This window comes from Fusicatenibacter faecihominis (assembly GCF_020686945.1).
GTDB lineage: Bacteria > Bacillota > Clostridia > Lachnospirales > Lachnospiraceae > Limivivens > Limivivens faecihominis.
In genome coordinates this window covers 1-23,159 of record NZ_JAJEPR010000006.1, presented here as the reverse complement: position 1 = coordinate 23,159, position 23,159 = coordinate 1, and the positions used below count along the sequence as shown (strand labels likewise).

Genomic DNA, 23,159 nt, shown 5'->3' with positions numbered 1-23,159 from the left:
GAGGATGATTGGAAATATACTGGGGAACGTCGTCGGTTTCTTACTGATGCTGGGCGTTCCCCTGGCGGCCTGTATTTATTATTTATGGAAGCGGGACGGCAGAATCTGGATGTTTTTTGCGGGGATTCTGTCCTTTACGGTGTCCCAGCTTCTGATCCGGATTCCGCTCTTACAGTACGCCGGGAAAAAATGGGAGTGGCTGATGCTTCTTCCCTACACGAGCCTGGTGCTCTACTATGGGTTTCTGGGATTGACGGCGGGGCTTTTTGAGGAGACGGGGCGCTGGGCGGCGTTCAGCCTGATGAAGCGAAGACGGCGGGCCTTAGACTGGAAGGATGCGCTGGCTCTGGGGCTTGGCCATGGCGGTGTGGAGGCAGTCTGGGTGGCGGTATCCGGGCTTATGGCAGGAAACTTTGATTTTACCGCAGCCGGCGGCCGGACCCTGCTGGGAGGCGTGGAGCGGCTCTTTGCCATGACGCTTCATGTGGGCTTCAGTTTCCTGATTTTCAAAGGAGTAGAAGAAAAAAAGGCCCGCTGGTGGCTTCTGGCGGTGCTCCTTCACGGACTGACGGATTTTCAGCTGGTTATCGGAAATCTGGCTGTCGTGGAGGGACTCCTGGCCATCGAAGCCGTGGCAGTATTATTATTGGTTGTCCGGTTTGTCCGGAGAGAGGAGAGATCATGATGAAAAAGAGATATGGTTGGAAATTATTAGTTCTGGCAGCGCTGATGGCCCTTCTGGCTGTGGGCTGCAGCAAGAGCAGCAAGCTTCCCGATGGCTTTACGGAGGAAGGCGTGAAGACCCAGGCGGAAGCCGATATCAAGCTGGCAGAATCCAATGACTTTGAAGGCTGGAAAGCGCGTTTTGCGGCTTCCCTGCAGAGTAGCATCACGGAAGATGTGTATCAGCCCTATCTGGATATGCTTGCGAAGAAAGGCGACTTTGAATCCTTCGGAAAAACCGCCTTTGTGGGTCAGGAAAAAGACGGCCAGAAATATGCGGCTGTGATCTATGTGGTCAAGTATGCAGAGGGCGAAATCAAGTATACCGTGGGCTACGACGAGGACATGAAACTAGTACAGTTTGTCGCCCAGTAAACGAGTTTACGGTTGTATGGCCGTACAAAATAAGCTATAATAAAAGACAGCATGAAAACGGGGAGAAGAGCGCTTCTCCCCAAACTTTTATCTGGAGGAAAAGGAGATATGACTGTCTACAAAACAGCAAGAGAAGAGATTTTAAAAGACTGGCAGGCAAACCTGCAGGATTTTGCATCTGAGCATGAATTTCCTGTAGAGGCCACAGAAAGCCTGCAGGATGCTCTGGAGATCATCGGAGCGGATGACCGCCTGTATGCAATCTTCCGCACTTGGGAAGAAAATTACTGGAAAGATCCGGCTATGGATTATCAGACACTCTGGGCGACTCTGGAGGCCTTGGATGGAACAGACGGAATCTCCAAATATACGCTGGAGCTTCTTTTTATCATCGGAATCAGCAGACGCACCAGAGAACTTTATGAGGAGCAGGGCATCAGCATGGAGATCTTCCACGATTCCATGGCGGATATGCACTGGAAACTTCTGGAGTGCCACAAAATGTATGGCATCTGGGGCACCTTTGTGATCGAATGGTTCCCTTGGTGGTTCCGACTGAAACGCTTTGCTTTGGGAAGACTGCAATTTGAGCTTACCACTTTCGGAAGCGAATATGAAAAAGAAGGCCTGATTCTTCATAAGGACAGTCCGGTTATAAATGTTCATATTCCTTCCTGCGGGCCGTTGGATCCGGAGGCGTTCAAGGCATCTTATGCAAAGGCGGCGGAATTTTATAGGGAAGAGTTTCAGGATCAGCCGCTGGTCTTTGTCTGCAATTCCTGGCTGCTTTTCCCGGCACATAAGGAGATCTTGCCGGAACACTCCAATATCCGCGCCTTCCTGAGTGATTACGACGTCTATGAGACAAACGAGGACAACGGAGATCTCTGGAGAATTTACTACGGAGCGGAAGAGAAGGGCTTTGAGAACCTGCCGGAGAATACCGGTCTTGAGCGGGCGTATAAAAAGTGGCTGGTGGATGGTCATATGGCCGGTTATGCCAGAGGTGTTTATCTGTACCGTCCGGAATGAAGAGGGATTCCGTGACTGTTCAGAACAGCATAGGAAAGGGACATTCGCAGGCAAGGGAAAGATATCCTCGTAGACACGGGTAAAATTACTAGAAGAAAATGTGGAAAATGTGGATTTTTCGCTTGACGTGTGGAAAAAAGCTGATATAATAACAGTGTTTGTGTGTTTATGCCTTTTTTCTGTGGATAAAAGGAAGGTTTTTTTCAGAAAATGTGGAAAACTCCCGAAATTCCGCAAAGAAAATTTCAAAAAAAGGTTGACACGCGTGGCAACGTATAATATAATAAATCACTGTGACATAGTTTGTAAACGCATAAGCCAAAGCCCCGGTAATGGCGTTTTACTATAATGCAATGAAAATTTCCAAGGAGGTAAATCCATGAAAACATTTATGGCTAATCCAGCAAAGATTGAGAGAAAATGGTATGTAGTAGACGCTACTGGCATGACCTTAGGCCGTCTGGCTTCTGAAGTAGCAAAGATCCTGAGAGGAAAGAATAAACCGGTATTCACCCCTCATGAAGATACAGGTGATTATGTGATCATCACCAATGCAGAGCACATCAAAGTAACCGGTAAGAAACTGGATCAGAAAGTTTACTATCATCATTCTGATTACGTTGGTGGAATGAAAGAGACCACTCTGAGAGAAATGTTGAACAAGAAACCGGAGAAGGTTATCGAGCTTGCTGTTAAAGGCATGCTTCCGAAGGGCCCCCTGGGAAGACAGATGATGACCAAACTTCATGTTTATGCTGGTGCTGAGCACGACCATCAGGCTCAGAAACCGGAAACATTAACATTTTAATTAGGAGGTAAGGGAAACAATGGCTAATAAATTCTACGGCACTGGAAGAAGAAAAAAATCCATCGCAAGAGTATACTTAGTACCGGGAACCGGTAAAGTAACCATCAACAAGAGAGATATCGATGAGTATCTTGGTCTTGAGACCCTGAAACTGATCGTTCGTCAGCCGCTGGCAGCAACTGAGACCGCTGACAAATTCGACGTTCTTGTAAACGTTCGTGGTGGTGGTACAACTGGTCAGGCTGGTGCTATCCGTCATGGTATCGCAAGAGCACTCTGCCAGGCAGACGCTGATTACAGACCCGTTCTGAAAAAAGCAGGCTTCCTGACTCGTGACCCGAGAATGAAAGAGAGAAAGAAATACGGTCTCAAAGCAGCTCGTCGCGCTCCGCAGTTCAGCAAGCGATAATCGACTGCTCAGACTATATCAAAAGGTTTACAAAACCCCGGAAAATCAAGGTTTTCCGGGGTTTTCTTATACCTAAACGGGTGACAAAAGTTTGACCTCATTTGACCAAACGAGAGCCGTTTTCACCCAATTTTTAGTGGTCCGCAAGTGGTTAACTGGCTAAAAAGAGGGGGAAGTGGTTCCCAAAGTGGTTAACCGAGAGCCGATTTTTGGGGTGCTTTTCAGCCCTCCTTCCCCTCGTTTTTTGGCTGTGGCAGTTTGGCATAGTTTGAGCTAATTTGAATAATTGAATATGAATTTGATGTAGCACACAGTATAAATGCTGGGTGCTTTTTTCATTTCAGGAACTCGTATTCCGGCGATAGAAAGAGCCGTCACTTCACTGTCAATTTTGAAGTGGCGGCTTTTTCTATTTACGCGAGTAATGAGCCGGGCAGATATGCTTGCATATCTATTTGGCGAATACCGCGATAACGAGATTGCTATCTCGTCCAGAAACAACAGCAACAATCAGAAATGAGGTGAAGTCATGAACACACAAATCATCGCCATCGCCAACAAGAAAGGGTGCTATGTGCCGGTGGCACATGTTCAGCACCGACCGGAGCGGGAGCGGAGAAGCGTTGGCAAAACAACAACCTGTGCGAACTTGGGAATAGGTCTGGCACAGGCCGGAAAGAAAGTGCTTCTGATCGACGGGGACCCGCAAGGAAGCCTGACAATCAGCTTGGGAAATCCGCAACCAGACAAGCTGCCATTTACACTGTCGGATGCAATGGGCAAAATTCTGATGGATCAGCCTATACGCCCCGGAGAAGGTATTCTGCATCATGCAGAAGGCGTTGACCTGATGCCTGCAGATATTCAGCTTTCCGGTATGGAGGTTTCTTTGGTAAACGCCATGAGCCGTGAAACGATTTTACGGCAATATCTGGACACACTGAAGGGACAATATTCCCATATCCTGATTATATGGAAGTTGAACTGACCCAGGGAAGGCGTGAACTGACAGAAGATGATGAAAAACAGATTAGGGTTCTGTGTAAGAGATATGTGGATCGTTTGCAGGAGGAGCTGATGAAATGATGATTGCGCGAAAAATTTTGAAACTACTATTGATGATTGCCGTTGCGCCAATTGTTGTCGCATTGACACTCTTTGTCTGGATATGTCTTGGCCTGGTTTATGTATCCGGTCTGGTTCTGGGGCTTATCAGCATGATTCTTGCTTTGTTAGGTGTTGCAGTGTTGATTACATATTCTCCGCAGAACGGGTTTATTTTGTTGTTGATGGCATTTTTGATTAGTCCGATGGGGCTGCCGCTGGCTGCGATCTGGTTGTTGGGTAAGGTGCAGGATTTGAAATTTGCGATCCAGGATTGGATGTATGGGTAAATGATGTGAATAAATCTGGAATGAAAAGAAGCAGGACAATGGGAGATGAGACCCAGTGCCCTGCTTCTTGGTTATTTGGAATGAACGGTAGTGTATTTCTGGTTTTTGCTTTTGGGTTTGTCTGGAAACATCATTTCAAGTTTACCAGAAGATAATAAAGGCTTGAGGTAATATTTGCTGAAGTGAGAACGGCTGGAAACATCAATATATGCTTGCATTTCATCTCGACTTTTAGGGTCTGCACAAAATTCCAATAGCAAGTTTTGCTTGCTGATCACAGATGTATCATGTGCGGCATCATGTGCTGTATCATGTGCGGAAGCACCGCACATGATGTAGTTTACATTTTTCAAGATGACTCTGAAATCTGTCGCTGTTGAGGAAAATTCGGGCTTATATGCCTCTGTGTATCCAGGCAGCTTTTCGGTTTCACTGACGATTTTGCGTAGGCCACTTCCACGGCGTTCCATGTACTTCATGCGGTGGAACAGGTCAGCAATCACAGGGTTTCGCCGCATGGAACGGATACTGTAAATATCATATTCCTGAATTGAGCCGCCGCCAAACATACCGCCCGGAGATGTGATTTCCACCCGATCATCAAACATATCAATATGGATTTCGCTGCCAAGCACAATATAATCACGATGGATAAGCGCATTGACAAGAGCCTCTGTCACAGCTCGTTCAGCATAATCCGGCTTGTCTACACGATACTGTGCCTCTTTGACAAAACGGACTTTGGAATTATTGCGAATAAATTCACTGCCGCTTTTCAGTAGATAAATCAGATTCCCTTCGTATTCTTTATCGTCCAATGCATCATCAAAGATAGAGCCTTTTTCCAAGCCATTCCACCGGGTACAGAACATACGGGAGTTATAGACTGTGTGCTGATCAGTCATGAGTTTTCCGGCATTGGTCAGGAGTCCATTTTTATCAGTCAAACCAAAGGAAACATAATCGGATGGCTCAAAGCGGAGACCGGTCCGTTCCAGATAGGTTGCTTCCAGAAGTGTAAAGCTGTAATCCTTTTTTACCGCGTCTGTTGTTAGGGTATCAAAGGACTGCTTGGTTCCCTTTAAGATCAATTCATTCACAATGTAATCAGGGGCAATTACGCTTTCATTTCCAACACGGATATATGCTTCCATCACGCCGTCTGCCTTGTAATAATATGGGGTGCTGCGGCCGGGAGAAACCTCCAGAGCTAATAGATTTTTACCATCTTCCTGTAATGGTTTTAAGATAAACTGAGGTAATGGTGTGATTCGTTCTTTGATTAAGCGGCTGATCGCCTCAGCATCCTTTTGAACATCGAACAAGCCAATAGGTTTCCGGTCATCAGAGATTCCGAAAAACAGAGTGCCGCCGATTCCATTAGAAAAGGCACTGACACTTTTTAACCAGCTTTTGGGTTTCTTTATTTCAAGTGCAACTTTGAAATCACATTCGGTTGCTTCAGCAATGAGCTGTTCTATCATAAAATCCCTCCTTTGAGGTATTGGTAGTTTCTTTATATTATACCCATAAGGAGAGTTTATTTCAACGATAGGCACAAAGAGTTCAGAGAAAATATTTTGAGAGGAGGGCTTTTTATGGCAACTACAAGAATCATGCCGCTTCATGTCGGCAAAGGCCGCACAGAGAGTCGGGCGATCAGTGACGTCATCGACTATGTAGCAAATCCACAGAAAACAGATAACGGCAAACTCATTACCGGTTATGCGTGTGACAGCCGGACTGCGGATGCGGAGTTCCTTCTGGCAAAGCGGCAGTACATTGCCGCTACCGGACGAGTGCGTGGTACAGATGGTGTGATTGCCTATCATGTGCGCCAGTCCTTCCGCCCCGATGAGATTACCCCGGAAGAAGCAAACCGGCTGGGCGTAGAATTTGCAAAGCGTTTTACTAAAGGCAATCATGCCTTTGTGGTCTGCACTCATATAGACAAAGCCCACGTTCATAATCACATTATCTGGTCATCGGTCAGCTTAGAATATGACCGGAAATTCCGAAACTTTTGGGGCAGCACCAAGGCGGTTCGCCGGCTAAGTGACACCATCTGTATTGAGAATGGACTGTCCATTGTAGAGAATCCGAAACCTTACGGAAAGAGCTATAACAAATGGCTGGGCGATCAGGCAAAGCCCTCTCACCGAGAGCTGCTTCGTGTGGCGATTGACAACGCATTATCACAAAGTCCTGCTGACTTTGAGGCGTTGCTGAAGCTGCTGCAAGAATCCGGCTGTGAGGTGTCAAAACGAAGGAAATCATATCGCTTGAAGCTCCCCGGTTGGGAGAAAGCCGCCCGTATGGACAGTCTGGGCGAAGGATATGGATTGGAAGATTTGCGGGCAGTTCTCTTAGGGAAGAAAGCACATACCCCGCGAAAGAAAACAGTCACACAGGCAGAGCCGCCGAAGATTAATCTGCTGGTGGACATTCAGGCAAAATTGCAGGCTGGAAAAAGTGCTGGTTATGCGCGATGTGCTAAAGTTTTCAATCTGAAGCAAATGGCGCAGACCATGAATTACCTGTCAGAGAACAATCTGCTGGAGTATGCGGTTTTGGAAGAAAAGGCTGCGGCTGCCACGGCACATCACAATGATCTTTCGGCGCAGATCAAAGCGGCTGAAAAGCGCATGGCAGAGATCGCTGTTCTGCGTACTCACATCGTAAATTATGCCAAGACCCGTGAGATCTATGTGGCATACCGCAAGGCGGGTTACTCTAAGAAATTCCGGGAGGAACATGAGGAAGAAATTCTGCTCCACCAGGCTGCTAAGAATGCCTTTGATGAGATGGGCGTCAAGAAGCTGCCAAAGGTCAAAGAGTTACAGACAGAGTACGCAAAATTGCTGGAAGAAAAGAAAAAGACTTATTCCGAGTATCGACGCTCCCGTGAAGAAATGAGGGAGCTTTTGACTGCAAAAGCGAATGTAGATCGAGTGCTGAAAATGGAGGTAGAACAGGATGTTGAAAAAGAAAAAGACCACGGCCAGCGGTAAGTTGGTCCTGGTCAAAAGCGTTCGCAGGCACTGGACATCCGGGGGATGTCCGCTTAGTGCCGACCGGAGTGGAACGGAGACCGCGCAGCCACAGAATGAATTCTGTGTTCAAAGGGGCTTGGGGGCGCTGCTCTCAACAAGCAAGCGGAGAGGAAAATCACGGAGGGATTTTCTTCCCTGCGGGCCTGTGTGTATTAACACAGGCATTGCTTGCCAGTATTATCCCGAATCAGAATAATTTCGGAATAACCACCGTTCTCGCTATTCCGCATGATGGAGGCGGCGGGCGTTACCGAGGAACTGAAAGCCCGTGACCCCATGCGATAGGTGGGGTTGATGAACACGCTGAAGGCGCAGGCGGAGGAAATAATTTTTCAAGAGTTGATTTCCGCATGAGATTTTAGGCATAAGAAAGGCCGGGATTTTGCTGACAAGTGTCAAATCCCGGCTTTGTTCTTATCGGTTTTCCAAATTCTTTGACCGCCGGTATTCCAGCGGAGAAAGACCAAACTGCTTTTTGAACACGGCTGCAAATTTTCCCTGATTAGAGTAGCCAATCTGTTCGGATATTTCGGCAATCGGACGCTTTGTGTCCGAAAGAAGCCTTGCGGCTTCGTTCATACGGATTTCCCGCAGCCAGGTGGATATATTCTGTCCATATACGCCTCTAAAATAGCTTTTCAGACTGGTTTCACTGACCGAAAAGCGTTCTGCAATCTGCCGTACAGGAATGTGCTGGCGAAGATCATCAGAGAGAATTTGCGCTGCCCTTTTTGCAATTTCAACCTGTGTTTCCGTGTAGAAGCCGCAAGTTTTCGGAGGCCGGATTTCCATGTTAAGAAGCCGGTGGAGAAGTTCAAGAGTATAGATTTGCAAATGGAAGGCCGAGGGTCTTTCGGATAGCCGCCAGAGTTTTTGAAATATATTTTCCAGCTCGCTGTCCGCTTCGTTGATATATGTTTTATGGTTGCCACAATAACTTTTTCCAGCGTAGGGAGGTCAAGTGAAAAAGATTTCAAAAGTTCACCGCAGGACTGTAAAAGAAGTGACAGGTCAAAATATATTTTTATCCCCTGATACTGCTTCGTAGGAAAGATATATTCTTTCTGTGCGGTCTGTTCACTGACACAAAAATCATTTTCCTTCAGGTAAATGTAAGAGCCGTCATCCAGAAGCAATTCACTTCTGCCTGAAACGCAATAGTTAATCAGCAAAGGCTTTAGATTTGAATTTTCATCCGACTCCGGCCATACGGGAGCATTTACAAAAATAAAAGCCAAAGTCAGCCCCGGAAAGAGCGTATGGAATGTCATGCGTCCCTTGCCATCTGCCCGATCCAAAAGCAATGTGCTGCTATTTGGACTGTTTTTCAAAGTCACACCAGAAACAGTATCGCTGTTTTCTAAAATGCTGTATATCATATCACGCAACTGCTTCGCCCCTTTCATCACGCAAAATCGTTGATATTATTATACCCGCGAGAAAATTCACGGTCAATGGATATGCTGGCAAAACGAAAAAACTCCTTGCTATACGGGCCTAAAATACTGATATGTGCATAGAAACATAATTGAATATGTGCTACCATTAGAATTGGTTAGCGAGATCTAACCGAGAAAGCAATCATGTTAGGAGGTTTCGCAATGAACAACAAATTGCAAGGAAAGGATCTCATCAATATCGGTATTTTCACGGCGATTTATTTTATCGTCATTTTCGCTGCGGCGTCCATCGGTTTTATCCCGATTTTCATTCCGCTTATCAGCGTGGTCGTGCCGCTTGTGGGCGGTATTCCGATGATGTTGTTCTTCTCCAAAATCAAAAAATTCGGTATGCTTACCATCTGCGGGGTGCTGCTCGGTATCATTATGTTGCTGACCGGCATGGGCTGGTGGTGCATCCCTACCGGGCTGATTTTCGGGCTGATTTCCGATTTTATGATGAAAGCCTGTGACTACAAGAACGCCAAGCGTGAAGTGCTGATCCACGGCGTTTTTTCCATGTGGGTAATCGGGGCGTTTATTCCCATCGTTGTGACGCGTGACGCTTACTACCAGAGCCTGCTCCCCGGCTACGGTCAGGAATATGCCGACACGCTCATGGCTTATATGCCCGACTGGATTTTGCCGGTACTGCTTATTGCTGCTTTCGTCAGTGGTCTTGTCGGCGGCCTGATCGGACGGAAGATTTTCAAAAAGCACTTTGAGCGGGCAGGAATTGTATAATGAGCCGCGAACTTCTTGCAAGTCAAAAAAACAAGGGCGGAATTTTATTAGACCCCCGGACAAAACTGGCGGTACTGATTACCATAGCTGTCTTTATTTTAGGCGGTTCGTATGAAGGTATCATGCAGTATTACATCATCGTGTTGGCGGCGATCCCTCTGTTACTTTTGTCAGCAGCCAGAAAATGGAAAGGTGCTGTTCTCTATATCCTGATTTTCGGAGGCAGCCTGTGTCTGGAAATGTTCGGCCTGTCCCGACTGACCGGCGTAGCAAACTACATCGCGGTAGCCGTCGTTGGTATTCTTCTGCGATTCACCCCCAGCGTGGTCATGGGATATTTCGTGGTAACTACAACCACGGTCAGCGAATTTGTTGCGGCGATGGAACGGCTCCACCTGCCGCAGCAGATCACCATTCCTATGTCTGTGATGTTTCGCTTCTTTCCCACGGTTGCGGAAGAATGGAGCGCTATTGGGGACGCCATGCGGATGCGTGGCGTCCGCTTTGGTGGTGGAAAAGTCGGTGCGATTTTAGAGTATCGGATTGTCCCCATGATGATCTGCTCCGTCAAAATCGGAGAGGAACTGTCCCAGGCAGCCCTTACGCGGGGATTGGGAGGCCCGGTAAAACGGACGAATATCTGTAAGCTGGGTTTTCATGTGCAGGATGTTATTTTCCTGCTGATCTGTCTGGGAGCATTTGCAGCGCAAATCTATGTGCTTGCCGCAAGGGGGTGAAGGAAATGATTGAATGTCAAGATGTGTCCTTTTCTTATCCTGCCAGTACCCTTCCCGACAGTGAGAGGCAGGCCGGTGGCGCTTTGAAACATATTTCCTGCACTATTGAGGACGGTTCTTTTGTCCTGCTCTGCGGGACTTCCGGCTGTGGGAAAACAACCATGACCCGGTTGTTTAACGGCTTGATCCCCCATTATCATGAGGGGACTTATACCGGCTCCGTCTATCTGGATGGAAAGGATACCCGTGACCTGTCACTGTTTGATATTTCTCTGAAAGTCGGTTCTGTATTTCAAAATCCGCGTTCTCAGTTTTTCAATGTGGACACGACCAGCGAACTGGCTTTCGGCCCAGAGAATCACGGCATAGCGGAAGATCTTGTGCGTGACCGTGTAAAGCGTGTAGCTGCACAGCTAAAGTTGGAGCCGCTGCTTGATAGAAGTATTTTTTCTTTGTCCGGCGGTGAAAAGCAAAAAATCGCCTGCGGATCGGCAGCGGCGATTGACCCGGATATTTATGTGCTTGATGAGCCATCATCCAACCTTGACGCATACGCTATCGCTGATTTTCGACAGCTACTCTTTACTTTGAAATCGCAGGGAAAGACCATTATCATCTCTGAACATCGGCTGTATTATCTGTCCGGCCTCTTTGACCGTGTCCTGTACCTGAAAGATGGAGAAATCGAAGGTGATTATACAGCAGAGGAATTTTGCGGCCTGTCGGCAAGACAGCGCGATGATATGGGATTGCGCCCTCTTGATCTTGCGGGGCTTTCAGAAGTTGAAGGCACGCCGCAGAGAATGAATGAGGCGGTTTGGACGATAAAGAATGTGTCCTTCGCCTATAAGCATGAGCCGGAAACCTTGCATATAACGGAAACCTCTTTCCCATCCGGCAGCGCCACGGCCATCATCGGACATAATGGTGCGGGAAAATCCACCTTTGCCCGGTGCCTCTGCGGGTTGGAAAAGCACTTCAAAGGAACGGTGCAGGATCAGAGCAAGAACTATTCCAGAAAAGAACGATTGAAACTCTGCTATATGGTCATGCAGGATGTAAACCACCAGCTCTTTACTGAAAGTGTTCTGGATGAAATTCTGCTCAGTATGAGAACCGAGGATAAGCAGAGTGCAAGAGAAATCTTGCAGGAGATGGACTTGCTTTCCTTTGAGGACTGCCACCCGATGGGGCTGTCCGGCGGTCAAAAGCAGCGTGTGGCGGTTGCCTCTGCGATTGCTTCGGGACGGCCTCTGATTTTATTTGATGAACCGACCAGCGGCCTTGACCTATTTCACATGAGGCAGGTCGCTAATGTTGTCAATCAAGTGGCAAATACTGGAAGAACTGCGCTTGTGGTAACGCATGACCCGGAATTTATTCTACGCTGCTGCAATTATGTCCTTCACTTAGAAAACGGGCAAATTCAGGAAAGTTATTCCATAGAGGACAGCGATGGCCGAAAACGCCTGCTAAAGTTTTTCCTGAGTGATATGAAGAAGGAGGTGTCCACAGAATGAAGGAGGAAAAGAAAGAGTCGCCCATAGGCGTCTTATGGGGATGGGGCAAGCCATATCACGGGAAATTCATCGGCAGTGTTATCCTTGCGGTATTAGGCGTGGCCTGCCAGATGGTGCCCTATTTCTGCGTGGCGCATATTGTCACAATGATGTTGTCTGGGGAACAGAATTTTTCCCGCTATGTGACCGCTGGTATTATTGCACTGTGCGGCTACTTTGGGAAGGTGCTGTTTTCCTGTCTTTCTACAACGATTTCCCACACAGCGACCTATTACACGCTGCGTGATCTGCGGGAGAATATCACCGCAAAGCTGGCTCGTGTCCCGATGGGGACGATTTTAGATACTCCGTCCGGCCAGTACAAAATGACGATTGTTGACCGGGTTGAAGGCATGGAATCGACCTTCGCACACCTGCTCCCGGAAATGACCGCAAATGTGCTGGTGCCTTTGGTGATTGTCGTATATCTGTTCGTTATGGACTGGCGCATGGCACTCCTGTCCCTTGTTACGTTGGTGGTGGGCCTTGCTGTCATGTCCGCCGGTATGAAGAATTATCCCGTCAAATGGGAGGGCGCGGTTAAAGCGGGAAAGCAGATGGCAAACGCCATTGTAGAATACATCGGCGGGATTGAGGTGGTAAAAGCGTTCAGCCAGTCCGCCGGTTCCTACAAAAAATATTCTGACGCGGTGAATTATAACGCCAACTACTATGTGGACTGGATGCGGGAAAACCAGAAAACCATGAGCGCCTACAACGCCATCCTGCCCTCAGTGCTGATCTGCGTGCTGCCCTGCGGTTTTGCATTCTGGCTCTCCGGCAGTCTGGAGCTTTCCACCTTCCTGTCCATTGTGATTTTCTCGCTGGGGCTGATTGGGCCGATTATTGCGGCCTTTACCTTTACGGACGATTTGGCTGTACTGGGGACAAATGTGGAAGAAATCAGCCAGCTTCTGAACGCCGAAGAACTGAACCATAAAGAAACGCCGATCAAGCTGGAAAATACCGGCATTTCTCTTAGGTCTGTGTCGTTTTCCTATGACGGGACAACAGAGGTTTTGCATGATGTGAATCTCGCCATCCACCCCGGAACCATGACCGCCCTGGTAGGGCCGTCCGGCTCCGGCAAGTCTACGATGGCAAAGCTGATTGCCGGGTATTGGGATGTTACATCCGGCAGCATTACCCTCGGCGGCCATGAGCTGAAGGATATGCCGCTGTCTGAAATTGCAGACCAGATTTCCTATGTATCTCAGGACAACTACCTGTTTAACCGCAGTATCCGGGAGAATATCCGCATGGGAAGACCCAGTGCCACGGACGCAGAGGTGGAGCAGGCAGCCAAACAAAGCGGCTGCGACGCCTTTATCCGCAAGCTGGATAATGGCTATGATACGGTTGTCGGCAGTGCCGGTTCCCATCTTTCCGGCGGTGAACGCCAGCGGATTGCCATCGCCCGCGCCATGCTGAAAAATGCGCCGGTTGTCATTTTGGACGAGGCAACTGCCTATATCGACCCAGAGAATGAGGCGCTGGTGCAGAAAGCCATTTCCGCTTTAACTGTCGGCAAGACCCTGATTGTGATCGCACACCGGTTGTCTACCATTGTTGGCGCAGATAACATCGTTGTGGTGAAGGATGGAACCATCCACGCACAGGGTACGCATGAGAAGCTGCTGGAAACCTGCCCCCTCTACCGGGATATGTGGCAGGCGCACATCGGCGCGAAAGACCAGATGTAAGGGGGTGTTGTCAGATGTATGGAACATTGAAAAAAATATTTGCTTTTGCAGGCAGCAAAAAAGGGCTTCTAAAAAAATCCCTGTTATTCTCATTCCTGTCCGGGCTGTTTTCAGCCATGCAGTTTGCCGCCCTCTTTGTAGTGATCGGCGCGTTAGTATCTGACAACCGGGACGGAAAGTTTATCTGCATTTCGCTGGGAATTATGGCCGTTTCCCTCATTGGGCGTATCATCACGACCTATTTTTCCACGATGGAGCAGACGGAAACCGGCTATTGCATGGTGGCGGAAAAGCGTATCCACATCGGAGATCGGCTGCGTTACATCCCGATGGGCTACTTCAACAAGAATAGTATCGGGAATATTACCGCCATTGTCACAACAACTTTGGGCGATGTAGAGAACTCAGCAGCTCGTGTTCTGGTGTCGGTGCTGGGCGGTTTTTTCAACTCGGTTGCCCTCGTCATCGTCCTGTTGGTATTTGACTGGCGGATCGGTCTTGTGGCCACTGCCGGTGTCCTGATTTACCTTGCGGCGGCGGAACTGGCGCTTCGCAAATCAGCCGCGCTCAGCGGTGTACGCCAGCACACACAGGAGTCCCTTGTGGAGTCTGTGTTGGAGTACATTCAGGGGATGGGGATTGTCAAAGCATTTGGACTGGAACGGGACAGCACGCAGTCTATCGGCAGTGCAATTAAGGCGAGCTGCCGGGATAACCTGAAATTGACAAAGGCCAGCGTTCCCTATGACGCTATCAAACAGGCTGTTGTCCGAGTGTTCAGCGTCCTGTTGCTTTTGGCCTCGGTCTGGTTCTGGCTGGACGGCTCCCTGCCGCTGGCCTACGGTCTGATTTTGGTGATTGCTTCTTTCATGGTGTTCAACGATTTGGAGAACGCCGGGAATATGGCCTCTTTGCTGCAAATGCTGGCGGCCTCGATGGATACGGCAAACTCCATTGATGACACGACGGTAATGGACGAGAAAGGCGCTGATATTACGCCGAAGTCCAGCGAGATCGTGTTTAACAAGGTGGATTTTTCCTACGCAGACCGTAAGATATTAGATCAGGTCAGCTTTACCATTACCGAAAAAACGACTACGGCCATTGTCGGCCCTTCCGGAGCAGGAAAGACAACGATGTGCAACCTGATTGCCCGTTTTTGGGATGTGAATGCCGGGAAGATTACCATAGGCGGTACGGATGTACGAGATTTCAAGCTGGACAGCCTGATGAAGAATATTTCGATGGTGTTCCAGAGCGTGTACCTATTTGCAGATACGATTGAGAACAATATCAAGTTTGGCTGCCCGGATGCTACCCATGAACAAGTGGTTGAAGCGGCGAAAAAGGCTTGCTGCCATAACTTTATTTCTGCCCTGCCGGATGGCTATGACACCGTGATTGGCGAGGGAGGCGGTACTTTGTCCGGCGGCGAGAAACAGCGGATTTCCATCGCCCGCGCCATGCTGAAGGACGCACCTATCATCATTTTGGACGAGGCAACAAGCAGCGTTGACCCGGAGAATGAGGATGAATTGCAGCGGGCTATCGAGGCATTGACCCATGACAAGACCATCATCATGATTGCCCACCGTCTGAAAACCGTCCGCAATGCCGATCAGATCCTTGTACTGGACAACGCTCATATCGTCCAGCGCGGCACTCATGCGGAGCTGATCCAGCAAAAGGGCCTGTATGCCGATTTTGTATCGGCCAGACAGGAAGCCATCGGCTGGAAGCTGGCTCAGTAAAGGAGGTTCAGATGAAACTTCATGCGTCCGGGGAGGACTACCTGGAAAACATCATTGTTCTCCAAAAGAAACGCGCTATGGTGCGCTCCGTAGATGTGGCCCGGCACATGGAGGTGTCAAAGCCCAGCGTATGCCATGCAGTGGCTACCTTGCGGGACGGCGGCTTTCTTATGATGGACGAAGATCACTTTCTCCATCTGACCGATGTTGGCCGGGAAGTTGCCGAAAAAATCTACGAGCGTCACTGCTTCTTTACCGAGCAGCTTATCACCGCAGGCGTTGACCCCAAAACTGCGGAGGCCGATGCCTGTCGTATTGAACACATCATCAGCGATGAGAGTTTTGACCGGCTGAAAGAGGCAGGCGAACAAGAGCAAAACTAAAACCGAATAAGCAATCTAAGTGAGATATGTCAATTCCGATTTGTAGAATTCAAAAATTTAATATGAAATGTGAGATAGAGCGTATGGAAATAGTCTATACGTTCTATTTTTTTGCCTTTTTATGATAAATGATTAAGTAACTGGTTCTGTAAAACCGGAACCAGAATTAGTTGGATCCTAGACCGCACATAAAGCATACGGCATCACAAGGGACCGACTACTATCGGAGGTAATCACATATGACAAACCAGGATACAATAGACAAAGAGGTCAAGAAAAAGAGTCGTTAAAAAAGTGGAAGTTAAGATATATAAAATACCAATGATAGTTCTAAAGAACTATATATAATTCTTAAAACAGATATAGACAAAATGCAGGATTTGAAGATGTTAATCTATCTGTGCAGCAAGAACGAAAGAAAGGAACACTTAATGGAGACAAATCGGCATTGAAGGAAGTAACAGATTATGCAGTAGGACAGTTAGAAGGGAATGAATAGAAATATGAAGAGAAGTATAATTGCAGTGATCTCAGGAGCAGTGATCTTGATAATTGCGGCAAAAAATATTTATATGAAATCTGAATCCGGTCATAAGAAAGGTGAACCGGATGTAGTTGGAACATTTTCCATAAATTGTGATGAAAATATAACCGTGGTCGCTAACCGGGAAAATATTGAAGATAGAGAAGCGTTTGCAAGAGAACTTTTGCAGATGTACAAGGATAATTCTTTTCATTCGACAAAATTTTCCACAGACCATGGATATGCGACGAGCCTTGATATGTACATTTATTTATGGAAAGAGAATATTGAAGAAGGAGAGTCGGTAATGACAGCCGAATATAGGCCTATAGAATACGGAAAGGACTATGACGTTGTCAATAATCCTGATAAATTTCAACTATATATAGATGGACGAGAGATTGAGTAAGAATTTCCTGTAGGCAAACCTTTTATCAGATTTTCAAAGAAAGATTAAAGAATAACAACACATAGTTTTTAATCACCCTCTGATATTCTGAAAAATTTTATAGGAAGGATCTATTATAAAATTGACATAGGAATGCGGTAGAGTATAATTACAATTGAATACACTGAAAAATGGAGGAATCACATGAAAGCACATAAATATTGGTCAGCAGGAGCATTAATCACAATGTTTGGGACTTTTTACACTGGATATAAAAAGCTAAAAACAAGTCACAAATACTTTGCTTTGAGTTCTATGCTATGTATGATAATGGCGATATATACAGGTCATAAAATGATCGCCGGGAATAGGAAAGAAAAGGTGAAAAAAGAGAAAGTTATAGAGAAGGAGGAATAAATAATGCTGGAAGTAGGAAGTAAGGCGCCTGATTTTGAGCTGCCAGATCAAAATGGGAAAACACATAGATTATCAGATTATACAGGGAAAAAAGTAATATTATATTTCTATCCCAAGGATAATACTGCAGGATGTACGAAACAGGCATGTGGCTTTTCTGAGCGATACCCTCAGTTTACTGAAAAAGGTGCAGTTATTCTTGGAGTCAGTAAGGATTCTGTACTCTCGCATAAGAGATTTGAGGAAAAATATGGATTGACATTTACACTTTTAGCAGATCCAGAGCGGAAAGTTATTGAAGCTTATGATGTATGGAAAGAAAAGAAAAATTATGGTAAAGTCTCTATGGGAGTGGTAAGAACCACATATCTTATCAATGAACAAGGAGTTATCATTAAAGCCAATGATAAAGTCAAAGCAGCAGATGATCCTGAAAATATGCTTAAGGAATTAGATTAATGAAGATAATATTATCCCCTGCTAAAAAGATGATTACAGATACCGACAGCATAACACCAGTTGGATTGCCGGAATTTATTGATAAAACAACAGAGATACAAAGGTGGTTGAAAAGTAAGTCAAAAGAAGAGTTGAAGACTATTTGGAAATGTAATGACAAAATTGCAGAACAGAACTTCAATAGATTGGAAAACATGGATCTTTACCATTTACTTACTCCAGCTGTTTTATCATATGAAGGAATTGCTTTTCAATATATGGCTCCTTCCGTGTTTGAGGACAGTCAGTTCGAGTATGTACAAAACCATTTGAGAATATTATCTGCATTTTATGGTGTCTTAAAACCAAGGGATGGTGTAACACCTTATCGTTTGGAAATGCAGGCGAAGGTTGGAATAGGAGAAACAAAAAATCTGTATGAGTACTGGGGGGATTTGTTATATCGCTCGGTAATTGACAGTAGCAGGATTATAATTAATTTGGCTTCAAAAGAGTATTCTAAATCTATAGAAAAGTATCTGACATTGAAGGATAAGTATATTACAATTTCATTTTGCGAGCTATCAGGAGATAAACTGGTGACAAAAGGAACCTATGCGAAGATGGCTCGTGGTGAAATGGTTAGGTTCATGGCTGAAAACAGTATTGAAAATCCGGAGGATATTAAGGAATTTAAAAGACTTGGTTATGTGTTCAGACCGGATTTATCATCAGAAACTGAATATATTTTTGAACGCAAAATAGAAACAATGACTCGTTAAAAGTAGACTTATTGTGAGTACTAATTTTATAATAATAATAATTATTATTATAAAATTATTGACATTACTTGAATAAAAATATATAATTCTTATTGGGAATAATTCCTATGGATATAACAGTAAAGAGCTATTTATTAATAATTGTACAAGGAGGAATCAATCATGAAATACGTATGTGATGTTTGTGGATGGGAATATGATGAAGAGAAAGGTTATCCTGAAGGAGGTATTGCACCAGGAACAAAGTGGGAGGATGTTCCGGAAGATTTCGAATGTCCATTATGTAATGTTGGAAAAGATCAGTTTTCAGAAGTTGAATAGAAGTGTAATATTTTTCCAAGCATGGATAATCGGGTAGGAGGTAGATAAAATAATTATCTACCTTCTACCCGATTAAACGGGCTGATATAGTTTGACCTCATTTGACCAAACGAGAGCCGTTTTCACGCCCCGGAGAAGGTATTCTGCATCATGCAGAAGGCGTTGATCTGATGCCTGCGGATATTCAGCTTTCCGGTATGGAGGTTTCTCTGGTAAACGCCATGAGCCGTGAAACGATTTTACGGCAATATCCGGACACACTGAAGGGACAATATTCCCACATCCTGATTGACTGTCAGCCCTCGTTGGGGATGCTTACGGTCAATGCGCTGGCGGCTGCGAACAGGATCATAATTCCCGTTCAGGCAGAGTATCTGCCCGCCAAAGGACTGGAACAGCTTCTATCTACGGTCAGTAAGGTGAAACGGCAGATCAATCCAAAGCTCCAGATTGACGGTATCCTGCTGACGGTGGTGGATAACCGCACCAACTTTGCAAAAGAAATTGCTGCTTTGCTGCGGGACACCTATGGAAGTAAAATCAAAGTCTTTGGAACGGAAATCCCACTGACAGATCGCGAAGCGGATTGCGAATGTCCGCTTTACAAAAGTCTACTGGAAAATTATGGTGTTACACCAGATCATTACGAGGATTTAGGTAATGGTGTATATCAGGTCTATGTAGAAATTGATGGTAAGGTTGTCCCCTATGTTGCAGTGGATTCTGCAACCGGTGATTATCATGGTTAAAATTAAATAATAATATGAGTGCCGGACGCATAGACGCAGGGCCGATAATCCGCAGACCAATAGGCTGCGCGGGTTATCGGCCCTTTTTTGCTTTTCTATAAAGTAACACAAAAAACAACAGGTAGCCGCCACAATTCCGTAATGATTGATGCTTGACAGTCTCATTCAAGTTCGTTATAATAATAAACGCAAAATTTTAGTGGACTTTTCCGGATTCGGTCATCTTTTTGCCACACAGCTATCTTGTGATAGTTGTGTGGCTTTTTTGTTGCCTGTATCTCGGAAGTATTAGCAGAATGGAGGACTATATTCTGTATGGAAAAAAATTTTTTGTCTCTTATCAAGACGCGCCGTAGTGTACGGGCATATAAATCGGAACCTGTCCCTTCCAAGGCTTTGGAGGCTGTACTGGAAGCAGGGACTTACGCTCCTACTGGCGGAGGACATCAATCTCCAACCATCATTGCAATTACAGACCCCAAATATAGGCGGGAGATTGCAAAACTAAACGCAGAAGTGATGGGGAGCAACACAGACCCTTATTATGGCGCACCTGTCGTGATCCTAGTTTTGGCAGATGGCTCCGCAAGCACTTATGTTGAGGACGGAAGTTGCGTCCTTGAAAATATGATGCTCGCTGCCCATGCCCTTGGCCTGGGAACCGTATGGGTACATCGGGAACGTGAGATTTTTGACAGCGAAAGCGGCAAGGATCTCCTGCGAGAGTGGAAGCTGCCGGAAACCTTGCGTGGCGTCGGGGCGATTGCATTGGGTTATCCGGCCCAGGAAGCCGGTCAGCCCGCAGCACGCAAACAAAACTATATTGTTCGGATTTAATGTCCCGCTGTCCGGCGCAATTTTTTGCGCCGGACAATTTGTGGAGAAGAGGGAAAGTATGCAGACTAATAATAAAATGGCGGTTGCGCCCGTTGGAAAACTCATCTGGCAAATGTCGATACCACCGCTGATTTCCATGTTTCTACAATATTCCTATAATCTGATAGACAGCGCGTTTGTAGCACGGCTGAGTGAAAATGCTTTGACGGCGGTTTCCCTGTCGTTTCCCATTACAACTTTGATGAATGCGACATCTATCTGGATCGGCGTTGGCGTGAATGTACTGATTGCAGGGTATCTTGGGGAGAAAAAGCAGGATGAGGCAAATACTACCGTCACACATGGATTGTTACTGGCCTTTGGAATTGGTGCTTTGCTCAATCTTCTGTCATTACTGATTATGAAACCCTACTTTGGGGCATTCACCAATAATGAAGAAATTTATCAGTTGAGTCTTGCCTATATGAACGTATGTTCGTTCATGCAAATTCCCAACATGGTGCATATCGCAATCCAGAAGATGATACAGGCTACTGGGAACATGATTGCTCCTATGTGGTTCCAGATTGCAGGAGTGGTCGTTAATTTTGTATTTGACCCACTCCTAATTTTCGGTATTGGTGTTTTTCCAGCTATGGGAATCCGTGGCGCTGCGGTGGCTACTGTTGCGGGCTATTTGCTATCCATGATTTTGGCATTTGCCTTGCTGCTGGGCAAAAAGCAAAAAGTGCGGATAAAGATCAAAGAATTTCATATACAAAAGTGGATGATTGCCCGTATATTCGCCCTTGGCTTACCATCTTTCATTATGAATGCCCTCAGTTCGTTTATGGTGACATTCGTCAATCTGTTTCTGGTGGCGTATTCCGATACGGCGATTGCATTCTTCGGTGCGTATTTTAAAGTGCAGCAACTGATCGTTATGACAGTAAACGGCTTGATTCAGGGCTGTTTGCCTATTATGCGGTTTAACTACGGTGCGGGAAACAGAGATAGGCTGCACTCCGCTTTCCGATACGGAACCGCTTTGGTCTCCGGTATGATGATACTGGGAACATTGACCGTCAACTTCTTTCCGGCGCAGCTTTTGGAATTATTTACAGCGTCGGAAGCCATGCGCTCCTTTGGAATATCCGCTATGCGAATTATGGCGGCAAGCTATCTGTTTTGCGGTCTCTCTACCATGATTTCCACCTATTTTCAGGCGACAGAAAAAGTAGGTTCCAGTATAGTGATTCAATTATGCAGACAACTGCTTTTCCTTGTTCCTGCCTTATGGTGTCTGGACAAATTATTCCAACTGAACGGAATCTGGCTTGCATTTCCTGTTGCGGAAACCGCCACTATGCTCATTGCTCTCGTAATAATGGCATGGCATCGCCACAAAAATATCTTATAACATGTTCCAAGGAGGAGAAATGATGAACGATACTTTTATGAAAGAAAAACCGGTATTGCCGCTGATTTTATCCATGCTGGTTAATTTCTCTATACAACATTATCGACAGCCTTTTCGTCGCGCAGATCAGCGAGGAAGCTATGACGGCATTATCATTGGTTTACCCGGTTCAAAATTTTATCAATGCTGTTGGAATTGGATTTGGCGTTGGAATCAACGCAGTGATCGCCTTCTATCTAGGCGCCGGAGATAACAAAAAAGCAGATCAAGCTGCCACGCAGGGACTTGTGCTTGCCATGATTCACGGCGTTGTTATGACAGTCTGCTGTATTACAATGATGCCGGCTTTTTTTAGGAATGTTCACTTCATCCAAGACAGTGATTGAACTTGGCGTCCGCTATTCTGTTATTGCGTTCGATTTTACATTGATTATCATTGTTGATGTTACATTCGAGAAACTATTCCAAACTGTAGGAAACATGAAGACAATCATGATCAGCTTGATGTGTGGGTGTATAACAAACATTGCCTTAGACTCCGTTTTGATTTTTGGCTATGGTCCATTCCCTGAAATGGGAATCGAAGGCGCCGCGCTGGCAACCGGCATCGGGCAGGCCTTGACGCTTGCGATTTATCTGGTCGTTTATTTTGTGCGGCCAATTCGCGTGCATATCCGCAGGCAGTACATTTTGCTCAGCAAAAAGATGGTAATAAAGCTGTACTTCATCGGCATTCCCGCAACCTTGAATCTTGCGTTCCCATCTTGCTTGCCAGTTTGCGAATGATGTTGTCCAGAAGGTCAATATCAAGATGACGTTTCATCGCCAGCTTGTAGTCCTTCTTAAATTGATTTGTTCAAACAATGTCTAAATGTTTACTCATTCTTTTAACAAATGTAGCAAGAATTCTCCCACCTCTTCAGGTGGTGAGATGAATTGCACATCTGAGCATATCTGCTCAAAAAAGTCCTTATAGTACAAAAGAAACACTTGTTCTCTATCCCCTGATATAGTATACTGAAAAGGAACATTAGTTCGCAAATACATATCAGTCGATATAAGAAAAAGAGTGATAAACACAATGGAATTGGATCATAATTCCCATTCAGTATTTCTACTATATTATCACCTAGTGATGGTTATAAAATACAGAAGAAAAGTACGGAATGGCAAAATATCCGAAAGAGCAAAAGAG

At 46.0% G+C, this 23,159-nt stretch carries 24 protein-coding genes and 4 pseudogenes; 25 read left to right on the top strand and 3 right to left on the bottom strand.

Features of this window, described 5'->3' with window-relative positions; translation table 11 throughout:
* Nucleotides 1–4: 4 nt before the first annotated feature.
* From LKD71_RS05055 to LKD71_RS05025, 7 genes and pseudogenes are all read left to right on the top strand, one after another.
* Entirely contained in the window at nucleotides 5–685 is a 681-nt protein-coding gene (locus LKD71_RS05055) for a YhfC family glutamic-type intramembrane protease (RefSeq protein WP_227614603.1), read from the top strand.
* Nucleotides 682–1,098: a DUF3887 domain-containing protein gene (locus LKD71_RS05050; RefSeq protein WP_227614602.1), complete on the top strand. Its 417-nt coding sequence runs from the start codon at nucleotides 682–684 to the stop codon at nucleotides 1,096–1,098. The genes LKD71_RS05055 and LKD71_RS05050 overlap by 4 nt, the downstream gene beginning before the upstream one ends.
* A gap of 108 nt (nucleotides 1,099–1,206) precedes the next feature.
* On the top strand, nucleotides 1,207–2,130 hold the full coding sequence (locus LKD71_RS05045; RefSeq protein ID WP_227614601.1) for an acyltransferase domain-containing protein: 924 nt from the start codon (nucleotides 1,207–1,209) through the stop codon (nucleotides 2,128–2,130).
* 379 nt (nucleotides 2,131–2,509) lie between these two features.
* On the top strand, nucleotides 2,510–2,938 hold the full coding sequence (rplM, locus tag LKD71_RS05040; RefSeq protein WP_178046648.1) for a 50S ribosomal protein L13: 429 nt from the start codon (nucleotides 2,510–2,512) through the stop codon (nucleotides 2,936–2,938).
* A 19-nt stretch (nucleotides 2,939–2,957) separates the two neighbouring features.
* Nucleotides 2,958–3,347, top strand: coding sequence for a 30S ribosomal protein S9 (gene rpsI, locus LKD71_RS05035; RefSeq protein WP_227614600.1), 390 nt, complete (start codon nucleotides 2,958–2,960; stop codon nucleotides 3,345–3,347).
* A 529-nt stretch (nucleotides 3,348–3,876) separates the two neighbouring features.
* Nucleotides 3,877–4,317, top strand: a pseudogene (locus tag LKD71_RS05030) (ParA family protein); the annotation flags it as partial.
* Between the two features lie 112 nt (nucleotides 4,318–4,429).
* A complete protein-coding gene (locus LKD71_RS05025) occupies nucleotides 4,430–4,741 on the top strand; it encodes a CD1845 family protein (protein ID WP_331466388.1) in 312 nt (103 codons plus the stop codon).
* Between the two features lie 71 nt (nucleotides 4,742–4,812).
* Here LKD71_RS05025 and LKD71_RS05020 read toward each other — a convergent pair whose 3' ends face one another.
* Complete coding sequence (locus tag LKD71_RS05020) at nucleotides 4,813–6,225, bottom strand: ATP-binding protein (protein WP_227614599.1); 1,413 nt, start codon at nucleotides 6,223–6,225, stop codon at nucleotides 4,813–4,815.
* A gap of 114 nt (nucleotides 6,226–6,339) precedes the next feature.
* Between LKD71_RS05020 and LKD71_RS05015 the strand changes: the two genes are divergently transcribed.
* Together LKD71_RS05015 and LKD71_RS05010 are read left to right on the top strand one after the other, a co-directional pair.
* Entirely contained in the window at nucleotides 6,340–7,752 is a 1,413-nt protein-coding gene (locus LKD71_RS05015) for a relaxase/mobilization nuclease domain-containing protein (RefSeq protein ID WP_227614598.1), read from the top strand.
* A gap of 270 nt (nucleotides 7,753–8,022) precedes the next feature.
* A pseudogene (locus LKD71_RS05010) lies at nucleotides 8,023–8,148 on the top strand (TnpV protein); the annotation flags it as partial.
* Between the two features lie 60 nt (nucleotides 8,149–8,208).
* Here LKD71_RS05010 and LKD71_RS05005 read toward each other — a convergent pair.
* Nucleotides 8,209–8,436, bottom strand: a complete 228-nt coding sequence (locus LKD71_RS05005) for a helix-turn-helix domain-containing protein (RefSeq protein WP_255632940.1) — start codon at nucleotides 8,434–8,436, stop codon at nucleotides 8,209–8,211.
* Nucleotides 8,433–9,173 (bottom strand): hypothetical protein, encoded by a 741-nt coding sequence (locus LKD71_RS05000; RefSeq protein WP_227614698.1) that lies wholly within the window; start codon nucleotides 9,171–9,173, stop codon nucleotides 8,433–8,435. Before LKD71_RS05000 ends, LKD71_RS05005 begins: the two co-directional genes overlap by 4 nt.
* Nucleotides 9,174–9,395: 222 nt before the next feature.
* On the opposite strand from LKD71_RS05000, the gene LKD71_RS04995 reads away from it, so the two are divergent.
* From LKD71_RS04995 to LKD71_RS04915, 16 genes and pseudogenes are all read left to right on the top strand, one after another.
* A complete protein-coding gene (locus LKD71_RS04995; protein WP_055194979.1) occupies nucleotides 9,396–9,977 on the top strand; it encodes an MptD family putative ECF transporter S component in 582 nt (193 codons plus the stop codon).
* Nucleotides 9,977–10,714 carry an energy-coupling factor transporter transmembrane component T gene (locus LKD71_RS04990; RefSeq protein WP_227614597.1) on the top strand — a complete coding sequence of 246 codons (738 nt, stop codon included), beginning with the start codon at nucleotides 9,977–9,979 and terminating at the stop codon, nucleotides 10,712–10,714. The genes LKD71_RS04995 and LKD71_RS04990 overlap by 1 nt, the downstream gene beginning before the upstream one ends.
* 5 nt (nucleotides 10,715–10,719) lie before the next feature.
* Complete coding sequence (locus tag LKD71_RS04985; RefSeq protein WP_227614596.1) at nucleotides 10,720–12,234, top strand: ABC transporter ATP-binding protein; 1,515 nt, start codon at nucleotides 10,720–10,722, stop codon at nucleotides 12,232–12,234.
* Nucleotides 12,231–13,976, top strand: a complete 1,746-nt coding sequence (locus tag LKD71_RS04980; RefSeq protein ID WP_227614595.1) for an ABC transporter ATP-binding protein — start codon at nucleotides 12,231–12,233, stop codon at nucleotides 13,974–13,976. Before LKD71_RS04985 ends, LKD71_RS04980 begins: the two co-directional genes overlap by 4 nt.
* A gap of 14 nt (nucleotides 13,977–13,990) precedes the next feature.
* Nucleotides 13,991–15,727, top strand: coding sequence for an ABC transporter ATP-binding protein (locus LKD71_RS04975; protein ID WP_227614594.1), 1,737 nt, complete (start codon nucleotides 13,991–13,993; stop codon nucleotides 15,725–15,727).
* Between the two features lie 11 nt (nucleotides 15,728–15,738).
* Nucleotides 15,739–16,110 carry a metal-dependent transcriptional regulator gene (locus tag LKD71_RS04970; RefSeq protein ID WP_227614593.1) on the top strand — a complete coding sequence of 124 codons (372 nt, stop codon included), beginning with the start codon at nucleotides 15,739–15,741 and terminating at the stop codon, nucleotides 16,108–16,110.
* A gap of 503 nt (nucleotides 16,111–16,613) precedes the next feature.
* On the top strand, nucleotides 16,614–17,042 hold the full coding sequence (locus tag LKD71_RS04965; protein ID WP_227614592.1) for a hypothetical protein: 429 nt from the start codon (nucleotides 16,614–16,616) through the stop codon (nucleotides 17,040–17,042).
* 183 nt (nucleotides 17,043–17,225) lie between these two features.
* Nucleotides 17,226–17,438, top strand: a complete 213-nt coding sequence (locus LKD71_RS04960; RefSeq protein ID WP_144124063.1) for a DUF6219 family protein — start codon at nucleotides 17,226–17,228, stop codon at nucleotides 17,436–17,438.
* A gap of 3 nt (nucleotides 17,439–17,441) precedes the next feature.
* Nucleotides 17,442–17,897, top strand: a complete 456-nt coding sequence (bcp, locus tag LKD71_RS04955) for a thioredoxin-dependent thiol peroxidase (protein ID WP_215633475.1) — start codon at nucleotides 17,442–17,444, stop codon at nucleotides 17,895–17,897.
* Nucleotides 17,897–18,658: a peroxide stress protein YaaA gene (yaaA, locus tag LKD71_RS04950; protein ID WP_227614591.1), complete on the top strand. Its 762-nt coding sequence runs from the start codon at nucleotides 17,897–17,899 to the stop codon at nucleotides 18,656–18,658. Before bcp ends, yaaA begins: the two co-directional genes overlap by 1 nt.
* A gap of 162 nt (nucleotides 18,659–18,820) precedes the next feature.
* Entirely contained in the window at nucleotides 18,821–18,979 is a 159-nt protein-coding gene (locus LKD71_RS04945; protein WP_055055545.1) for a rubredoxin, read from the top strand.
* A gap of 101 nt (nucleotides 18,980–19,080) precedes the next feature.
* Nucleotides 19,081–19,545, top strand: a pseudogene (locus LKD71_RS04940) (ParA family protein); the annotation flags it as partial.
* Nucleotides 19,546–20,043: 498 nt separating this feature from the next.
* Nucleotides 20,044–20,565 carry a nitroreductase gene (locus LKD71_RS04935; protein WP_227614590.1) on the top strand — a complete coding sequence of 174 codons (522 nt, stop codon included), beginning with the start codon at nucleotides 20,044–20,046 and terminating at the stop codon, nucleotides 20,563–20,565.
* Nucleotides 20,566–20,623: 58 nt separating this feature from the next.
* Nucleotides 20,624–21,964, top strand: a complete 1,341-nt coding sequence (locus LKD71_RS04930; protein ID WP_227614589.1) for an MATE family efflux transporter — start codon at nucleotides 20,624–20,626, stop codon at nucleotides 21,962–21,964.
* A 22-nt stretch (nucleotides 21,965–21,986) separates the two neighbouring features.
* A pseudogene (locus LKD71_RS18490) lies at nucleotides 21,987–22,735 on the top strand (MATE family efflux transporter); the annotation flags it as partial.
* 310 nt (nucleotides 22,736–23,045) lie between these two features.
* The coding region (locus tag LKD71_RS04915) for a transposase (RefSeq protein WP_227614692.1) at nucleotides 23,046–23,159 on the top strand (114 nt) is incomplete at its 3' end.